General features: G+C 47.8%; 17 protein-coding genes. 8 read left to right on the forward strand and 9 right to left on the reverse strand.

All coding sequences use genetic code 11. The annotated features are described in order from the left end of the window. Positions 1–19: 19 nt before the first annotated feature. The gene (locus FB479_RS09260) at positions 20–1999 is read right to left on the reverse strand and encodes a methyl-accepting chemotaxis protein (protein ID WP_142064444.1); all 1980 of its coding nucleotides are present in this window, start codon (positions 1997–1999) and stop codon (positions 20–22) included. 348 nt (positions 2000–2347) lie between these two features. Beyond that, on the reverse strand, positions 2348–3232 hold the full coding sequence (locus tag FB479_RS09265) for a 3-hydroxyacyl-CoA dehydrogenase family protein (protein WP_255438326.1): 885 nt from the start codon (positions 3230–3232) through the stop codon (positions 2348–2350). 199 nt (positions 3233–3431) lie between these two features. Here FB479_RS09265 and FB479_RS09270 point away from each other — a divergent pair, with 199 nt between their 5' ends. Together FB479_RS09270 and FB479_RS09275 are read left to right on the forward strand one after the other, a co-directional pair. Then, the gene (locus tag FB479_RS09270; protein WP_142064446.1) at positions 3432–4133 is read left to right on the forward strand and encodes an SDR family oxidoreductase; all 702 of its coding nucleotides are present in this window, start codon (positions 3432–3434) and stop codon (positions 4131–4133) included. A gap of 30 nt (positions 4134–4163) precedes the next feature. Continuing rightward, positions 4164–4931: an SDR family NAD(P)-dependent oxidoreductase gene (locus FB479_RS09275; RefSeq protein WP_142064449.1), complete on the forward strand. Its 768-nt coding sequence runs from the start codon at positions 4164–4166 to the stop codon at positions 4929–4931. A gap of 474 nt (positions 4932–5405) precedes the next feature. On the opposite strand, the gene FB479_RS09280 is transcribed toward FB479_RS09275, so the two are convergent. From FB479_RS09280 to FB479_RS09290, 3 genes are all read right to left on the reverse strand, one after another. After that, the gene (locus FB479_RS09280) at positions 5406–5807 is read right to left on the reverse strand and encodes a hypothetical protein (RefSeq protein WP_142064452.1); all 402 of its coding nucleotides are present in this window, start codon (positions 5805–5807) and stop codon (positions 5406–5408) included. Positions 5808–6274: 467 nt separating this feature from the next. Continuing rightward, positions 6275–7696: a SpoVR family protein gene (locus FB479_RS09285; protein WP_142064455.1), complete on the reverse strand. Its 1422-nt coding sequence runs from the start codon at positions 7694–7696 to the stop codon at positions 6275–6277. A gap of 135 nt (positions 7697–7831) precedes the next feature. Then, the gene (locus FB479_RS09290) at positions 7832–8014 is read right to left on the reverse strand and encodes a hypothetical protein (protein WP_142064458.1); all 183 of its coding nucleotides are present in this window, start codon (positions 8012–8014) and stop codon (positions 7832–7834) included. Between the two features lie 197 nt (positions 8015–8211). On the opposite strand from FB479_RS09290, the gene FB479_RS09295 reads away from it, so the two are divergent. The 6 genes from FB479_RS09295 to helD all read left to right on the forward strand — a co-directional run bounded on the left by FB479_RS09295 (position 8212) and on the right by helD (position 14396). Continuing rightward, the gene (locus FB479_RS09295) at positions 8212–8586 is read left to right on the forward strand and encodes a DUF423 domain-containing protein (protein WP_142064461.1); all 375 of its coding nucleotides are present in this window, start codon (positions 8212–8214) and stop codon (positions 8584–8586) included. A gap of 133 nt (positions 8587–8719) precedes the next feature. After that, entirely contained in the window at positions 8720–9289 is a 570-nt protein-coding gene (locus tag FB479_RS09300; protein ID WP_142064464.1) for an RNA polymerase sigma factor, read from the forward strand. Continuing rightward, positions 9258–10388, forward strand: coding sequence for a DUF4179 domain-containing protein (locus FB479_RS09305; RefSeq protein ID WP_142064467.1), 1131 nt, complete (start codon positions 9258–9260; stop codon positions 10386–10388). The genes FB479_RS09300 and FB479_RS09305 overlap by 32 nt, the downstream gene beginning before the upstream one ends. A gap of 12 nt (positions 10389–10400) precedes the next feature. Then, the gene (locus FB479_RS09310; RefSeq protein ID WP_142064470.1) at positions 10401–11036 is read left to right on the forward strand and encodes a hypothetical protein; all 636 of its coding nucleotides are present in this window, start codon (positions 10401–10403) and stop codon (positions 11034–11036) included. Between the two features lie 126 nt (positions 11037–11162). After that, positions 11163–11783 (forward strand): DUF6143 family protein, encoded by a 621-nt coding sequence (locus FB479_RS09315; RefSeq protein WP_106655896.1) that lies wholly within the window; start codon positions 11163–11165, stop codon positions 11781–11783. Between the two features lie 252 nt (positions 11784–12035). Continuing rightward, positions 12036–14396 (forward strand): RNA polymerase recycling motor HelD, encoded by a 2361-nt coding sequence (gene helD / locus FB479_RS09320; protein WP_142064472.1) that lies wholly within the window; start codon positions 12036–12038, stop codon positions 14394–14396. Between the two features lie 47 nt (positions 14397–14443). On the opposite strand, the gene FB479_RS09325 is transcribed toward helD, so the two are convergent. The 4 genes from FB479_RS09325 to FB479_RS09340 form a co-directional block, all read right to left on the reverse strand. Beyond that, positions 14444–14782, reverse strand: coding sequence for a DoxX family protein (locus FB479_RS09325; protein ID WP_142064475.1), 339 nt, complete (start codon positions 14780–14782; stop codon positions 14444–14446). A gap of 53 nt (positions 14783–14835) precedes the next feature. Next, on the reverse strand, positions 14836–16008 hold the full coding sequence (locus tag FB479_RS09330; protein ID WP_142064478.1) for a bis-aminopropyl spermidine synthase family protein: 1173 nt from the start codon (positions 16006–16008) through the stop codon (positions 14836–14838). Between the two features lie 372 nt (positions 16009–16380). Further along, on the reverse strand, positions 16381–17619 hold the full coding sequence (locus FB479_RS09335; RefSeq protein ID WP_142064481.1) for an MDR family MFS transporter: 1239 nt from the start codon (positions 17617–17619) through the stop codon (positions 16381–16383). A 51-nt stretch (positions 17620–17670) separates the two neighbouring features. Then, a complete protein-coding gene (locus FB479_RS09340; RefSeq protein ID WP_142064484.1) occupies positions 17671–18591 on the reverse strand; it encodes an ArsR/SmtB family transcription factor in 921 nt (306 codons plus the stop codon). Positions 18592–18599 lie beyond the last annotated feature (8 nt).

Genomic DNA, 18599 nt, shown 5'->3' on the forward strand with positions numbered 1-18599 from the left:
GTTTGTGTAAGGACACAGGTTAATAGGTAAACTTATTGATCAATACTTTCAGCTCTTCCGCCAATGACGATAAGGATTGAGCGGAGGATGAGATCTCTTGCATGGATGCGAGCTGCTCCTCAGTAGAGGCTGCTACTTCCTCGGCTGTTTCTGCATTGCTTTTCGCGATGGTGACAAGCACATTGGCTGTCGCGGTTACTTCCTGAACAGCAGCCAAGATTTGCTGTGCGATCAAGGAAACCTCTGCGATATGTGGATTGGTCAGTCTGGTGCTTTCCATAATGCCTTCAAACTTGTGAATCGTCTCCTCCGAAACGTTCAAGCCTGCTGCAACATCCAGTCTGACTTTTTCCATGTTGTCGACGGATTGCTTGGTTTCCCGCTGAATCTCTGTGATCAATTCAGAAATTTGCTTGGCCGACAATTGTGATTGCTCAGCCAATAGCCGCACCTCTGTAGCTACAACTGCAAAGCCTTTGCCATGCTCACCAGCCCGCGCCGCTTCAATCGCTGCATTCAATGCCAGCAAATTCGTCTGCTGGGCAATTCCGCTGATGACATCCGAGATCGTGCCAATTTCTTTCGAACGATCATAGAGCGATTTGGTCATGCGATCCGACTGTTCTACCGATTCATGAATCGACTTCATTTGACTCATGACCTGAGCGACAAAGCTGCCACCTTCTTCCGCCTGAACCGTCGTTTGCTGAGCGGTATCCGACAACACATTGACACTCTCTACAATCCGTGTGACCCCTTCCGAAATGTCCTGCAATGAACGAACATTTTGGTCGATTCCGCTCGTTTGTTGTTCTGCGCTGCCAGCTACGTCCTGAACAGCAGTCGTTACATGCTCGGTTGTAATGCTCGTCTGCTGCGCACTGGCAGTCAATTGCTCCGAAGACGCTGCAACTTGCTCCGCTCTGGCCTCGACATCGGAAATGAGCGTGCGCAGGTTATCCTGCATCGTGTTAAACGCATGGCCGAGCTCACCGATTTCATCGGTTGACCGCACTTTAATCGGGTCAGTCAAAATACCTTGGCTCACTCTGACTGCATGTACCTTCACTTCCTGGATGGACTGGAGAAGGGAACGCATTACAGCTGCTACAATGAGTCCTCCCAGCAGCAAGCAGATCGTGATCGTCCAAAACGTTTGTGCGAAAATCGGCTGTGCAGCATCCTCAACCTCTGACAGATGCATCGACCCGGCGATTTTCCAGCCTGTAGCCGGATTCGTCACATAGTAGATCTGTTTCGGGATGCTTTTCTCCTCGTATTGGAATTGACCTGTTTCTCCTTGGTACATGTTGTCGTAAAAACTATCTTGTGCCAACGTCCCTGCCTGATTTTCCGGGTGGACGACATACTTCTTATTGCTGTCCAGTACGATAACATCTCCATTGGAACCGATGCTGACTGAGTTTGCCAGTTGTTTGATCTGTTCAATCCCAACTGTAATGCAGATAACCCCTGCTCCATCCTCCGTCGTTCTTGCTACCGCTACTAAAACCTCACCGGATACTGCCGAAATATATGGCTCCGTAACGACGACAGTCCCCTTGTTTTCCATCGCTCTTTTGTACCAGTCTCTCGTCCGCGGATCAAACCCTGCCTGCACTTCTTGCTTGGGTGCGCGGAAGTACTGTCCGTCAACCGTTCCCAGACTGATACTGGACGCTTCTGGATGCATACCCATATAGGAATCAAAATGATGCATGATTTCTTCTTGAACATCAGCTGATTTTACGCCAGGTGTGATATCTTTTGCCAAATAGTTAGCATCCTTCTTTTTGCCCTCAAACGTACTGCTGACGATGGAGTTGACCAAATCTACGTTTTCGTTGGCGCTGTCCATGATCTGTTTTTCAATTTCTTGTTTCGCTTGATTGTAAGCCAGGCTTCCAACGACAAGAGAAGGGACTAGCAGAATCAAGAGAAATGTGATGATGAGTTTGGTTCGATAGCTTCTGAACCAATTCCTAAGGTTAACTTTCACTTCATTTCATCTTCTTTCTAAGTTGTATTAGGATAAACGTTTCATATTGGTGAAGTCCTAATTTTTTATATCGGAAACGAAGAGAGGTTAATTAAGTAAAAAATATATAGAACTGTCATAGGTATAAAAAAGCCGGAATTATACAGCCCCCGAGGCCATAGAAAAACCGCCCTGCTTATGTGTGATAGGCAGGGCGGTCGTAATTGGCTGACTATTTTGTTTGCTGCGAAATTCCACTGATCACTTCGGAGAAGGCGACAATGTTTCAGTGGAAATTTTACGAATAAAGTATTTATCTGTAAACCATTTCAACCGCGCTTCATTTTCCCCAAGCGGATGAACTGTTCGTCACGTACACGAAGCTTCAGCCGTATCCTTATACGAGTAAATACCTGCTCCGGTCTTGGTGCCGAGATTGCCTTCTGCTACTCGTTCCTCAATGATCGCGGGTGCTTTTGTCGAGCCATCCAGCTCAGGCGCCAGGTTATCCATCACGCGCTTCCACGTATCGAGTCCGCCAAAATCTGCCGTCTCAATAGGCCCGACAAAAGCCCAACGATAGCCAATTCCATCCTTCATCACCGTATCGATCTGGGCTGCATCTGCCACGCCTTCTGCGAGCAAATGAAAAGCTTCTCTCATCAAAGCTGTTTGCAGCCGATTGGCGATAAAGCCCGGTACATCCTTTTTCAGCAAAACTGGGGACTTCCCGATCTCTTCCATCATTTGCATCGTTTTATGAACCACTTCCTGCGCTGTCCTCTCGTGCCTGACTACCTCGACCAGCGGAACCAATTGGGCAGGATTGAAAAAATGTGTAATGATAAAGCGTTGTGGCGTAGTTGCCTTTTCGATCAGTCTCGCAATCGAAAACGTAGACGTATTGGAAGCAATAATCGCATCTGGCCTTGCGTAATGTTCCAGCTTTTCAAACAGCTCCCACTTTAGCTCGATGACTTCTGGTATTGCTTCTGTGATAATTTCTGCAGCAGATACTGCCGCTTGCAAATCCGTGGTCAGGACGATATGCTCGAGCGCCGCTACTCTAGACTGGTCTGCAATCACTCCCTCTGCAACCAGAAGGGAAAGGCTGTGCTCGATGCTAGCTCTCGCTTTCATCAAAAACTCTTCCTGCAAATCGTAAAGAGAAACACGAAATCCAGCCAATGCGAATAGCTGCGCGATTCCATGTCCCATAACACCTGATCCGATAACAGCCGCATGCTTTTCCATTGAAAGAGCCTCCCAAGGTGAATTAGGTTTACTAACAAAGCTTCTACGATCAAATACCTAGTTCCTTCCAGCAAATTCCTACTACTTTTACCGAAATTCATTCCTATGGCGCTTGCTGGTAAGGGCAAATTTTTGTACCATTAAAAAACGTTTAGTAAACCCAGTTATTGGCATGAACGTTTCATATACGGAGGTACACATGAAACTACTGAATAAAGTCGTGGTCATCACAGGAGCCAGTCGAGGATTGGGCCTTGAGATGGCAAATGTTCTCGCAAAAGAAGGAGCGATCGTTTGGGCAACCTCTCGAACCGCGCCTCATCCGAACGAAATTGCACACGCTGAACCGGGAAGTGTGACGAATGTACAGCTAGACGTCACTGACGAGCAAAGTGTCCATGCCCTATTTGCACTTGTACAAAGGTTATACGGACGTCTAGATGTCCTCGTCAACAATGCAGGAGTCGGCGTGTTTAAGCCTGTCGAACAAACAAGCTTAGAAGAATGGGAGAATGTTTTCCGCACCAATGTAACCGGACTCTTTCTTTGCAGCCGCGAAGGATACAAGGTAATGAAAGCTCACGGAGGCCGTATCATCAATATCTCTAGTGTCTCAGGCTATATTCCCATTGCAGAAAACGGCGTATATGGCGCTTCGAAATTTGCTGTCCAAGGCTTTTCCCAAATTTGCAATGAAGAATGGAAAAACGACAATGTAAGAGTCTCCACCATTTTTCCCGGCGCCGTTCATACAAACATGACGGAGGACCGGCATTTTTTTGATCCGAGTGCGATGCTCGTACCAAAAGATGTGGCAGATACTGTGTTAGATATCGCCTCCCGTCCCCTCCACGTTCGAATCGATGAAGTCAAAATCCTTCCGCCTAAAGGCGTTCTCTAAATGACAGATGAAAAGGAGAGTTTACCTATTATGCAGCAAGTAGCAATCATCACAGGAGCAGGCAATGGTATCGGGGCCGCAGCAGCAAAGCTTTTGGCTCAGAATGGGGTCTGTGTCGCTGTTCTTGATGTACAAGAAGAAAAGGCACAGTTCGTCGCTGAAGAAATTAATCAGGCAGGTGGTCAGGCCTTGCCCATTCGCTGTGATGTCGGTCAACGAACGCAGATTGAAGAAGCCATCCAGCTTGTAGAATCACATTTCGGGGATATTACCATCATGGTCAACAATGCTGGAGTTGGCGGTCCATTCCACCGAGTCGACGAAGTCTCCGATGAAGAGTGGGATTGGATCATGAATACCAACTTGAGGAGTGTATTCCTATTTTGCAGAAACCTGTTGCCCAAGATGAAAGAAAGGAACTACGGGCGGATCGTAAACATCGCTTCTATTCAGGGCTTGCTAGGCTCTGCGCATTCATCCACCTACGTCGCTTCCAAACACGGCATGATCGGCTATACGAAAACAATTGCTGCGGAATGGGGAGAGCACGGAATTACCTGTAATGCCATCTGTCCGGGGTATGTGGATACGGCGATGGGCGTACGTCCGGAGGATATTTCGGATTACATGAATCGGGTCATCGCCAAAAGTCCGGTGAAACGCGTAGCTCAGCCGTTGGAAATCGCCCAGATGATTTATCATCTCGTCGGACCGCATAGCGGGTACATCAACGGATCGAGCATCACCATGGACGGCGGGATCAGCAGTCATATTGGAATTACGGATCAGTTGTCCTAGTTCAGACACGTAGAAAAGGCCGCACGCTCGGTCAGCTTCCACCGGGCATGCGGCCTGTCTTTCCTCCACCCTTATAGTCCAAATAAGTCATCCATAAAACCACCGCTACTGTGATACCTACAGAAACTTTTTTACTTATTCCTATGCTAACGTCAAGATCGAAAAAACTGAATGCTAACAGCCCCAGAAGTATAACCAAGAGAATTTTTTTGATAATATCACCTCATTTATCAGTCTTCGTAATTATATTTATGGTAATCGTTTAAAATTTTCGTAAAAAACGTCATAAACTCTAGTGGGAATAAACCCGGGTAAAGGTCAAACTAGCCACCGCCACGTTACTCTTGTTACCTGATCACATTCCTCTTGCAAGCCAAGCTCAGTAGTCAAATCAAAGGCAAGAACATATGCCGATATGTGCTTCTTATTTGTTTTGTCGTGTTCATGCATTCCCTCTCAATCATAATAGACTGATTAATTTTGTTTAATCTCATTAATTTTATTTGAAGAATATAACCTAAATTCGCCGATTACAGTTTTTCCATCTGATTTATACAGTGGAATCGATCTGAAACCAGTAGCTTCTATAATTTTTTGAAAAGCAATAGCCTCTTCTGGTGTAGAAACTGCTGGACTCAAGTCAGAAGATCTTACATATCCTTCAACCCCTTTCTCCCCCTCCGCCTTTATCAAGTCTGGTTCTTGAGATGCCCCTTCTGGGAAAGGACCAGCTCCAAAAGATTGTCCTTGTTCGTTGACTGGATAATTAGAAGGAGAATCTATGTTTGAGGCGTGATTTATAATAAATACAGTGGGTGTAGCAATTGTAGTTATCGCCAATATTGCGCCAATAACTATGATGTTTTTCTTCTTCATAATCAACACTCTTCCTTTCTTTAAATGCTTTCGAATGTTAATACAACGGATGACTGGCAGATGCTACGGTTTGTTCAAAAAATCTGTCTCTGCTTTCAGCACAAGAAAATTCAATATCTCTTAGTCAATCGGAAATTATAATCTCGATTATTTTGTAAAACATAACTTACTTCAGTAGATTAACAAGGTTATTGTGGGGAATACTGTAAAATTTGTGTTGTTCATATAAAGTTCCAATTTAGTTATATTTTCTAATTACACTTCCTTTTATAATTGACGGAAAAACCTGTATAGAGTTTCACAAATTTACACAAAATGATATTACAAATCACTTGGGAATTGTCGTTTCGAAAATTATCTCTAAACGAATGAACCCCAATCTCATAACGGATCAGTTGTCCTAGTTCGGACACGTAGAAAAGGCCGCACGCTCGGTCAGCTTCCACCGGGCATGCGGCCTTTTTTCCCTATAAAAAGCGGCGGTGCACTTTCTTGCCGTCATACGTAAACAACACTTGTCGATCCTCCACCATCGATTCCAGGTGGACGGATTTTCCCCACAAGGTATAAACGTAGGGCAATGTTTTTTCTACGTATTTGACATCCAGCTCCAGCCCCTCAAAATGGTGCTTCAAGTACAGCTCGCCGGAGCGTAAGTAATCCCCATCGTGCACGAGTACATAAGGGAATCCCCCATTAACCCGTGTGCCCGCAAGACCATCGCGTACCTTCTCCCACTGCTTTTCCGCGACAACCCAATCGTTGCCCTGCTTGCCGAACATATACAAATCCAGATCACTGACGAGGTCCTTGGTCAGGAAGTTGCGAATGAAGCTGATGTCGGACTCCAGCTCGCGCACCTCGAAAATTTTCGCTCGTCCCTCTCCTGGCTTGCGTCCGAAACGCTCCTGTTCTTCCTTCGTCGGATTATCCCAGCGCTTTTCAATGTCCTCCAAAATTTTCAGGCCCAGATGATACGGATTAATGCTCGTCGTCGAAGGCTGAATGACGGAAGAATGCAGCTTGGCAAACTCGATCGTCTCCGATTCTGTCAGCTCCATTTCCCGCAAAATGCGCATATGCCAGTAGGTGGCCCAACCTTCGTTCATGATCTTCGTTTCCATCTGCGGCCAGAAATACAGCATCTCATCCCGGATGATCGTCAGCACATCCCGCTGCCAATCGTCTAGGATATTGCTGTATTCCATAATGAACAGCAGCAGGTCTTTTTCCGGCTCTGGCGGGAATTTGCGTGGTGCTTTTACCGGCTCTGCTTCCTCTTTTGCTTTGCGGTCCAACCCCCAGAGATCGTCATAAGGGGAGTGCCGTTCGTTCCTCGTCTTTTTGTTCGGCTCCTCTGGCTCTCGTTTCCAACGCAGCTTCGGACGCAGCAAGCTCGGATCGATATGCTCCTGAATCGCCAAGCTCGCATCGAGCAAATTCTCGACAGCCTCCTTGCCATACTCGATCTCATACTGGCGAATCCGCTCTCCGCTGGCCGCCATGCTTTCGACCATATCCCGATTGGTGTTGGAGAAGCGCACATTGTTTTTGAAAAAGTCGCAGTGAGCAAGGACGTGAGCCACAATGAGCTTGTTTTGGATCAAGGAATTGCCGTCCAAAAGAAACGCGTAACAAGGATTGGAGTTGATGACGAGCTCGTAAATTTTGCTCAGATTCAGGTCATATTGCAACTTCATACGGTAAAAGCTCTTTCCAAAACTCCAATGAGAAAATCTAGTGGGCATTCCATACGCGCCAAATGTATAAATGATGTCAGACGGGCATATCTCGTATCGCATCGGGTAAAAATCGAGATTGAACCCTTTGGCGATCTCGGTAATTTCGTCAATGGATCGCTCCAGTTCTTTTCGCTCGTCGTTGGTCAAATCGTTTCGCCTCCCCCTTTTGCCGTCGATCTACTTTATGTATATGGGAGAGCGCGCTAAAAGACGCCAGCCTTCCGAAGAAAAAAAGGCATCCCCGACTGGAGACACCCTTGATTTGCTTTTTCGTCTACCTTCTTAGCCTTGGAACCAGTCGCGTACACCAGAATAAATAAGAGCTCCCGCGAATACAACCACAGTGATCAGACCAACTCCATCCACCAACGGGTCCAACCCATTTAGGAAGGAACCTTCCAACGGCGCTTTTAGCAATGCGTAGCCACCGAGGAGTCCTCCAACATTGGAAAGCCATTTGTTCATATTACGTCACCTCCCGTCGCAGCAGCCTGTAAGCGTTACCACTGCGATACTTTACTCTATGTCGGAGGTTGACAAGCGGTCTGTACGGTAGTCCAAGGCGTGTTCACCAAATTACAATTGGGCAATGTCTATCTTTTTACGCTAAAATAGAGGTCGGACAGATGTACAGGTAATGCGAAAAAAGGAGTGACGCACTCATGAAGCTGTTTTTGATGCTTGGCAGTATCAGTGGATTTCTTTCGGTTGCGTTTGGAGCATTCGGAGCACATGCACTGAAGGAAAAACTGGACGCCTATTCGCTGGGCATTTTCCATACGGGCGTGACCTATCAGACGACACATGCGCTGGCTCTCGTGCTGGTTGCCCTGTTGCTCAAATGGTACCCGGATTCTTCCGGCCTCGTCTGGGCAGGCTGGTGCTTTACAGCCGGAACCTTGATCTTCTCCGGCAGTCTGTACACGTTGGCATTAACCGGAATTAAGGTTCTCGGTGCGATTACGCCGATTGGCGGTGTACTGTTCCTCGCTGGATGGGCGCTGCTTGCGATTCATGCCTGGAAAGCCGTATCGTAAAGGAAAGAGCTCATATGCTTGCAAAAGGTTGGGATATTTCTCCCAGCCTTTTTTCTATGCAAAAAATCGAAAGCCGGATGTGTCGATTCTCTAATGCTTGGCGTCTAATTCTGTTGAAGAAGGGAGGGAGAAAATGGAATCCACACCTTTTGATGAGAAGTACTGGATTTCGCGTGCCAAAGAAAAGCGAGAGGACTTTGCTCCTATTTATGATCATTATGTAAAGCGAATTTACCGTTATTTTTCATTCAAAGTGGGGAAAACGCTAGCGGAGGATCTGACACAGCAAACCTTTTTAAAAGCAATACGTCGGCTTGACAGCTTTCGGGAAGAGTCGCTTTTTTCCACCTGGCTGTTTCAGATTGCCAAGTACACGCTCATGGACGAACAACGCAAGCAAAAGCGGCGCCCGAGAGAATTGGAGCTTGATTCTCTCTCTGCCAATTCGTCTGCCTGTTATGCAGAGCAAGCAGCCACTCAACTCGATTTAACCTCTGCCCTCCAGCAAATCAATGAGATCGAACGGGAAATTATCATGCTTAGATTTTTCGGTGAATGTACCTTTGCCGAGATCGCACAAATCATGCAAATGGGCGAGAGTGCGGTAAAAAATCGCCTGTATCGTGCCTTCGAAAAGGTAAAAGGAAATCTACGAGGATCGGAGGATTCTAATGAACCGCAATCCAGACGAGATTGTTTCTGAACAAATCGAGAGCTTTGCCAAGTGGCTGGAGGCGCCTCATTCGGAGTTGCGCAGCGGGGCTCTGGCCCATGAAGCACCTGAACTTATTGGCATCGTCAAACAGCTTGAACGAGAAAACGGAATACACACCCCGGACGAAGAAACCGTAGCACGGATCAAAAGCAATTTATTCCCAACCATGCCACATGAGCAGTCATCCGGTCCCCGTCTCCGCATGAAAAGGATTTTCATGGCCTCTGCAGGCGTTGCGTCTTTCCTCCTTTTCACTCTGCTGGCGCTGGGATTTTCCTCACCCACATGGGCAGAAAAGCTGAAACATGTACCGCTCATCAGCTCTGTCTTTGAACTGTTTCAAGAAGATGCTCTACACATCGCCAACGAAAAAGGGCTAATTACCGCAGTCAACCAAAGTGCAGTCGTCAATGGCATTACGATAACGGTCAACGAAGTATTTTACGATGGGATTCAATTAGGTATTGGCTATTGGATTCAGATGCCCGAAACGACCGAAAAAGCATCCGCCAAGGAAATCGCAGAAAGAATCGTGCTAAAGGATTTTACCTTGGCTGAGCCCATCGATAACACCGGAGCTGGCTGGAGCAGTGAGGTCAAACAGATGGAGGATTATTTGTTCGCAGGTGTTACTACCATTACCCTCAATGGCACGTGGCCCGATCAGTTTACGATGCAGGCGCAGTTGTATGACTATCAAAATGCACAAAGCACATGGAACCTGAAACTTCCTGTTGTGAAGCAGTTTACGAAGATTGACAGCAATACCCTGACGCCTCGCATCAGCCAAACCTTGCGGAGTAATTTTGCATTTCAGGTCAAAGAGGTTACACTCACGCCGGTATCCACAACGGTTGTACTAAAAGAAACTCCGCCTGACGACAAGCTGTATGAGCCGTCGTATACCCTCCTCGATCCCAATGGAAAGGAAATTCGTATTGAGGAGGAAAGCACTGATTACGACGAGAATGGGATTTCGCGAAAATTTATCGTTTCCTTTAAGGAAAAACCCGCGTACATCCAATTAATCCCGCATATGAGTGGGGAAGCAGAACCGGATAAAGCAGTAAAAATTTCGTTACAGTAAAGGAGATCGACCATGAAAATACAACCTTTTCAAGTAATCGGCAGTTTATTGTTGGCAGCTGTTATCGGTTTGACAGGGGTCGCGACTGTAAGTTCGGGGCATGCTCCCGCCGCGCAGCCAAGTGATGCAAGTAAGCAGGAATCATTACCTGCTCTCGTAGAGGCCAGTTTTCAAAAGCTGCTTGAAGTGGAGCCCTCGCTGAAAACGTGGAAAATCATGGGGATGCATAAGTCTCCCATGTCTATATCAGGAGACATTCGGGGAGTATGGACGATTACCCTGCAAGAGACAGGGAATGCAACGGATAGAGGGAAACGTTTTGCCGAAATGCAATTCGACAGTACGACAGGCATCTTGCTGCACTATCACGGCGGCCCCTTTCCTGCAGCGAAATTAGCGTCCCGCCAAAAGGATTACTACCAGCGTCGTGGACAAGAGCTTATGAACCAAATACTTGGCAGCGAAAATGCGAAGCTGTTTAAAACCGTTAGCGACCAATCCATTGAAACAGGAGATACGAACGGATTTACACGAGAACTAAGCGGGATTACTTTTAAAGCCGAGAAGGAGCAAATTGAACTGTCCATTGACTCAGACGGCCGCCTGGAGCAATACCATCGCGTTCGTCTTCCTACCCAGAAAAAGTAATCCATTTCAAACTCGTTCAGACACCAGCTACAATGGTGTCTGTTTTTTTGCTTCCTGACACCCTCCATGGACGATTGCCATATGCTGTAGAGTTAGCAGTTACCCCACTCACAAGGAGAGGAAATCATGACGAAACCCTCCTACACACGCTCGTACTTTTATGGCGGAATACCAGATGTCTACATGCAGATGGGGTACTATCCGTTTCCCACTCCTTCTGCTACGGAACAGCTGAGTCGGAGTGTTCACATTCCGTATGCGATGTCGATGGCGGATCAATGTAAATACTTCATGGGGCAATCGGAAAAAATGATCGTGAGCGATGGAGCTATCGGGATTGCTGCCTTGTCGAATCCCTTACGCTCCGGTGTTCATTTATTTGTCCATCACTGGATGATCACCAATCCTTCCCCGCACCCGATAGAAGCACATTTCTTGTTTGGCAAAGCCTCCTCTATCACAGGTACGACCCTCTCTCGTCAAGTGACTTCAGGTTATGTTCAACTCCCTGCTTGTCCCGCCGCTCAAGGGCAACTTTTGCATGGCACTGGTATGACGGATACCTTTTCTGATCACATTCATACCGCCACGCGAATCATTCCGGCGTCCTCCACCGTTGAGGCGACCCCTGGCGGACAGTGGATTCTCGGACCAGGAATGGCGCTCATCGTTCGCGTTCCAAGCACAGGTGAGAGGACATCCTTTTACTTTTCAATAGACTGGTGGGAACAACCCGTATATGGGTAGCTCTCACTGGAATGCTTGGCGGACAAGTCTAACCGCAACAAAAAGGGAACCCCCAAAGGAGTTCCCTGTCATTTCACTTTGTATTTTTCCTACACCATGTTGAAAAGCCAATTTTCACGTGATAGAATGAGAATTGGTCTGTTGATCAATCAATAGGATGTGACTATTTTATCTCCAATATAATAGTACCACATTCACTTTCGATTGTCAAACCTTCAGGCCAAAAATGGGGAACGAAAAAGGAGCGGTACCATGAGCGTGACTGATCAAGATAGGCAAAACGAACAACAACGTGTTGAACGAGTCATCTCAGAGATAAAGAACCGAATAGATGACCTCAAAGAGCATGTGAATGTCGTGAGCGAGGATATCATCGGAATTCGCAAGCATTTTTGGGACGATGTGACTGTCAACTTCGAGGATGCCATCGAAGCTGTCGAGACTTACGCCAGTATCAAGCAGCAAGCGGAAGTCCTGTCCGAGCGTGAACGCATCCATCGCCATGCCCAAAATCAGTTGCGTACGCTGCAGCGATTGTTGCACTCTCCCTATTTTGGCAGGATTGATTTTCAAGAAGAGCTGGAATCGAAGCCAGAAGCCATCTACCTCGGCATTGCTTCCTTGCTGGATAAAAACGACGAGGAGTTTCTCGTCTACGACTGGCGCGCACCGATCTCCAGTCTGTATTACGACTATTCGCCGGGGCCAGCAGAGTACAATACCCCAAGCGGAAACGTAAATGGAGAGATTACGTGCAAAAGACAATACATCATTCGCGACGGCAAATTGCTGCACCTGTTCGATACGGGCGTGACGATTGGCGACGAGCTGCTTCAGGAGGTACTCGGCAAACAGGCTGACTCTCAAATGAAAAGCATCGTGGCCACGATCCAGCGGGATCAAAACCGCATCATCCGCAACGAACGCAGCCGACTCGTCATCGTCTCCGGAGCTGCCGGCAGCGGAAAAACGTCTGCTGCTTTGCAACGAATCGCTTATTTGTTATACCGTTATCGCAAGACATTGACCGCGGAGCAAATCGTCTTGTTCTCGCCCAACTCTTTGTTTAACAGCTACGTCTCGACCGTTCTTCCTGAACTCGGCGAGGAAAATATGCAGCAAACGACTTTTCAGGAATACGCGGAGCATCGTCTCGGTGACGACTTCCGCCTGGAAAACCCGCTTGAACAGATGGAGTACGTACTGACAGCAAGTGATCAGTCTGGATACGAGGCGCGGCTGGAAGGAATCCGTTTCAAATCAAGCGCCTTGTTTTTGCAGGCTATGGACGAATACGCGAATAGCTTGAAACAATCTGGTATCATGTTTCGTCCTGTTACATTTAGAAACCAGACTTTGATCAGTGCTGCCCACATCCATGAGCTGTTTTATTCTCTCGATACGAGTCTTCCGATCCCCAATCGGATGGTACTCGTTGCGAAATCACTGCTGACGGAGCTGAAAAAGCTGGAACAGCGAGAACGATCAAAGCCATGGGTAGAAGAGGAAATGGAGCTGCTTGACCGAGACGCTTATGTAGCTGCCTATCAATCGCTGCGCCGCAAAAAACAGTTTCGGGAGGACACCTTTGATGACTTCGAACGCGAGCAGGAGCTCTTAGCCACATGGGTCGTCAAAAAGCAGTTTCGGCCTCTGCGCGATTTTATTCGGGAACTTCAATTTATTGATACTCGCTCCATTTACCGCCAGCTTTTCTTGTCACCTGACTTACTCGGGACACTTGCGCCAAACACTCTCCAACACGATGTAATGGACAATTGGCCCGCAGTGTGCGTACAGACAGCAGAGCGTTTAGAGCAACAGTATTTGGCTTGTGAAGACATCCCTCCCTATTTGTATTTGCAGGAACGATTGGAAGGCAAGCAGACGAATAACCTCGTCCGTCATGTCTTTCTCGATGAAGCCCAGGACTACTCCGCCTTTCAGTTCGCTCTCATCAAGAGCTTGTTTCCCCGTGCCAAAATGACTGTGCTGGGAGACTGGAATCAGGCGATTTACGCCCATGCTTATCACCAGAATAGCTTCGAGACTGTCACATCCCTGTTTGTGCCTGAAGAGACGGAGACCTTCGTCCTGACCAAAAGCTACCGCTCCACCTATCCCATCGTCTTGTTTACACGACAGCTTTTGCGAGATGGGAATACGATTGAGCCTTTTATGCGCGACGGTCGCTTGCCCACTCTAACCAAAGTGACAGCACCTCAAGCTCATGCCGATCAAATCGAAGCACGCATACGTGAGCTCGCCGATCGTGGTCATCAGACCATCGCTGTTATCACCAAAACGCTAGAGGAAGCCCAAGCCGTTCATGACACTTTGCAAGAGAGATTGCCGGTTCGCTTGATCAAGCCTGCTACCCTTTCCTTTGAGAAAGGAATCTTGATCATTCCCTCTTACTTGGCAAAAGGAGTCGAGTTCGATGCGGTTATCCTTTATGATGCTTCCGCCACATGCTATGGCGAAGAAAGTGAACGCAAGCTTTTTTATACGGCATGTACACGTGCCATGCACGAGCTGCATCTTTACTATTCGGGTGAAAAAAGTCCATTTTTAGATAGCGTTTCTCCTGAGTGTTACGAGCTGTTTGTTTAAAAAAAGAGATCCAGCTGACCGCTTACTGGTTCAGCCGGATCTCTTTTTCACCTTTTTAGACCCACACAAATCGTGACAAGCAACAGGATCAAATCCAGCTCATAACCGCCCACGAACCCTTTCGCCCATTTCACCGTCACAATCGCTCCTGCCATGATCGCAGCTAATCCCCAGGCAGCATATCTCGCCCCGACTCCGATGATCAGCGCGAGACCGCCGATCAATTCTACGATCAACACCAGATACGCCAGCCACCCCGGCAAGCCGAGATCGCCAAACGTCGTCACAACGGCAGCCATCCCTCGTTGCAGCTTGGCTATGCCATGGATGAAAAACAAGATACCCGTCCCGATCCGTAATACAGCAAACGATTTTTCGTAAGCCATCTTATCTTTTTCTCCCTCCCCTCCACCACTACCATATGACCACTTGCGTACAATCAGTCTTGTGCTCTCCAGCGGGACAACAGCTCAAAGCTCTGGTGTTTGCAACGAGGGCAGCCTCGTTTTTTCAATTGTTCGATCGTCACTATTTTTGCCTGTGCCCCAACCTGGATCGATCTTTTGCAACGCTTGCATTGATACTCACGTTTGGAAGGAGCCTCCTCGCCTGTGTACAGCGACTCTAGAAATGGATGCTTGATCGTCGGAGCCGTCAGCTCTGTAGTGGTGAGCACGATCATCTGTCCCTTATTTCCAATCATTTGCGCCGCTTCGTATTCATTGAAATGACTGAGCACCTCTCGTACGGTCAAGCCTGCCAGCACGAACTCCCGCTGCATATTCAGCGTGAAATCAGGCGATTTATGCGCAAAGGACAGGAAGATGGACAGTCCTTTTTGCTTTTGCAGCCCACTGATTCCACGTGATAAAAACAAAGCCATTCCTTGCAGCGTGTAAGGGGGATCGGTAAAAAAGCAATCGTACCCACCCTGCAGCTTCTTTGGCAGCGGCTGCCGCAAATCAGCCTGATGGCATACTATGGACAATGATTTTTGCTTGGACACATCCGTAATGTACTGGAGAAAGCGTTCATCGATGTCGACTACGTCAATTTGCTCTGGACGTTGCTGATTCCCTGGAAACAAGCGCTTGAGCAAAAGCCCTAGCGAAATGCTGACCAAATCATCATCCCCGACGCATAATATTTTTTTGCCCACCAAGCTCTGATGCCGCAAGCATAAAATCGCCCTGCGCAAGCTCGTCTCGACTGTGCATTTGGACTGATCGATCTGTACATCGACTTGCGGACGCCCAGCAAAAATCGTCTCCATCTCCGCTTGCAGGTCAGCCAGCTCGGTTTTCCAAGCTTCGTCGCCTCTCATCAGCTTCTCGTACAGCTCCCGATCCAGCCCACCATACCCTAGCTTTTGCTCAATGAACGCTTCCCCTTCTACGGTGCATCTCACCCCGCTCCCCTGCTGTATGGCACCTGCCTTGATCAGCTCTTTTTTAATGGCAGTCGCCACAGGTACAGGCAAGAGTACTTTTCTCGCCAGCTCTTTCGTAGGCAAACCCGGATGAAAATAACACGCGAGCAGAAACTGTTCGATTACACGTTGTCCTTCTTGCAAACGTACTTGTTTATAGGTGTCTTCGATATAATTTTTCATGTGGAGAACCTCTCTTCAAAAGGGATGGACCCATCGATGCATGCAAAAAAGGCAGAGCATGAACATTCGTTCATCTCCGCCTTGAGGGCATACGTTCGCTACGTGCGCGTGGATAGTCACGCAAAAAAACCGTGCGTAAGAGCACGGTTCCCGTAGTCGAGCAAATGGGTAGATGGATGACCGTAAGTTCTTAACTAATCAAGGCCTCCCTTTTTCCATAGCAAATAAGCCGACATGAAATGTGGTTTTTGCCAAAAATACTGGGAGTACCCTATCCAATTGCTTAGTTAAGAACACACACCGACATCAAAACTTCCCCTTTTGAAAAAGATACTTTCTATTATACGGCACTCGCAAATAAACGGCAAGAAGCTAAATGGCAGTCTCTACAATCGCATTTCCAGGCTGCTTCCGCTTTTCATGCAACCTGCGTCCAAGCCAATAAAAGATCAAACTGACCAGCGCCAATACTGCCATGACCAAAAACATTACGGGGCCACCATATGCGGTGAGCACCATGCCACCTGCCCATGGACCGAGGAAGCTGCCCAGCATCGTTGCGCTTTGTGCCCCATAGTAAGTCCCTCTCATATTCGCGGGACTGATCTCGTCGATTTGCGCATACTCCGCCGGTACAATCAGGATTTCACCTAGCGTAAAAACGATCATCGCTGTAATAAACCAAGCCCAGTTTGGCGAAAAAGCAAAGCCGACTTCTCCTATGGCCATCAATACAGCGCCACCTGCTATCCGTGTAAACAAGGAACAACGCTCAACCAGTCTCGTCAATGGAATTTGCAAAAGCAAGACGGTAAATCCGTTGACGCTCATCAACGTTCCAAACAAGGCGACTCCTTCCGAAAAGTTTTCCCGCAAGTATTGGGAGAGCGTAACAGACATCTGACCGTACACCGTCACTAACAGGATTCCGCCTGTGACAAATGTAAGAAGGACGACATCCCTTCTGAGCACTTGCCAGATCTCAGGCAAACTGGCTCTTTCTACCTCACCGTTCCCCCCGCCATCATCGGTGACGCCACATCTCCGACATGCCACTAATAAAATGACGGCAAAGCTCACCAAGGATACCGCAGTCAGAATATACGCCAGATTGCTGCCGGAAATCCCCAAAAAAGCACCGAGCATAGGACCAATCGCAAAACCTAGATTGTTCGCAAGATAGCGATTCGAGAACACACGAAAACGTTTATGCTCGGGAGTCAAGTCACCCATCAGCGCTTTTGAAACCGTCGCAAAAATTGAAGCCGCCAATCCCATAACCAAGCTGATCAACAGCAAACCGATCGGATGAGCCACCGTAATGAATCCGATAATCGAGCACGCCATAGCAAGCAAGGAAAAAAACATCAGCTTTTGTCTGCCAAACAAATCCGAGAGAATCCCGCCAGCAAATCCCCCTACTGTTCCAGCCAAAGGACCTGCACCGATAATAAGCCCAATATAGGCGTGAGAGAGCTTCGTCGTTTCACCGAGATAGATGGCTAGAAAAGGGATACTCATCGATTGGGTGAGCTGAACGAACACCGACCCTGCCATCAACAGATGAACAATCGGGTGATACGCCTCCCACACTTGCCTCATTTTGCTCATACTGATTCAACCTACCCTCTCAACAAAATCATGTCATTTCCGTAAGCAAAATTACTCTGATGTATGGAAGAAGGAACGAAGCAAGACCGGGAGACGCTCGACGAAGGCTTCTCGCAGACTGTAGTAGGAAATCGTCGTACTTCCTGTGTAGTGAGCACGAATCAGCCCCGCTCTACGCAACGCCGTTACATGATGATGGACGGTGCTTTTTGCCAGTGATACTTGCTTCTGTAATTCACCTAGAGTGCACGTCTTTTTTGCCAGGCAGCGCAAGATTTGCAGGCGCTTCTCATCCGCTAGGCACTGTGTGATGGGCAACAGCTCCAGGAGCGGCTGTGGTTTTGTCGTTGCCGCATCTTTGACAGGGTACATGCAAGTGGCAAGCCCCCGATAAAAGTCGAGAACAGAAGAATGGGCACAATGATATTGCGGGATCAGTACAACCTCGCGCAAATCTGCCATTGGCTCAATCCAGATACCGTTTGTAACATGATCGACCAAATCGATTGGAGGCGTTTCTTTGGCGCGGACTGTCAGCTCATCGGCGCTCCGTTGCAGACTCTCCAAAATGCGTGAGTCCACTTTCGAAAAATAATGTTCATTCCACCGGGTAAGCAACGATAGGCTGTGATCACGGATTTCCCCCAGGTTCAGCGGGATTGTCTCCACCCATGGCGCGAGGCGCTCATAAATTTCACCGGGAGGGATGCTCTCCAGCCACCCAAGAAATTCTTCAACGGATTTGGTCTGGGGCGATTGCGCTACCAGCAGCACCAAACGGTGGAGCACCTCCCAGCGTTCATCTGCGAGTTCATCTGCAAAAGACGCCGGGAGCTTTTGTTTTGTCTCCTCTTTCCAAGCAGAACCAAGCAAATAATGCTTGCGCTCCTTTTCGTAAATGTAAGTGTAGAGGCTAATGATACATTCATACGCAGGAGACCATTCTACTCTAATCGAATACATATCATTCATTCTATCAC

Source organism: Brevibacillus sp. AG162 (assembly GCF_006715575.1).
In the GTDB taxonomy this organism is placed as follows: Bacteria; Bacillota; Bacilli; order Brevibacillales; family Brevibacillaceae; genus Brevibacillus; species Brevibacillus brevis.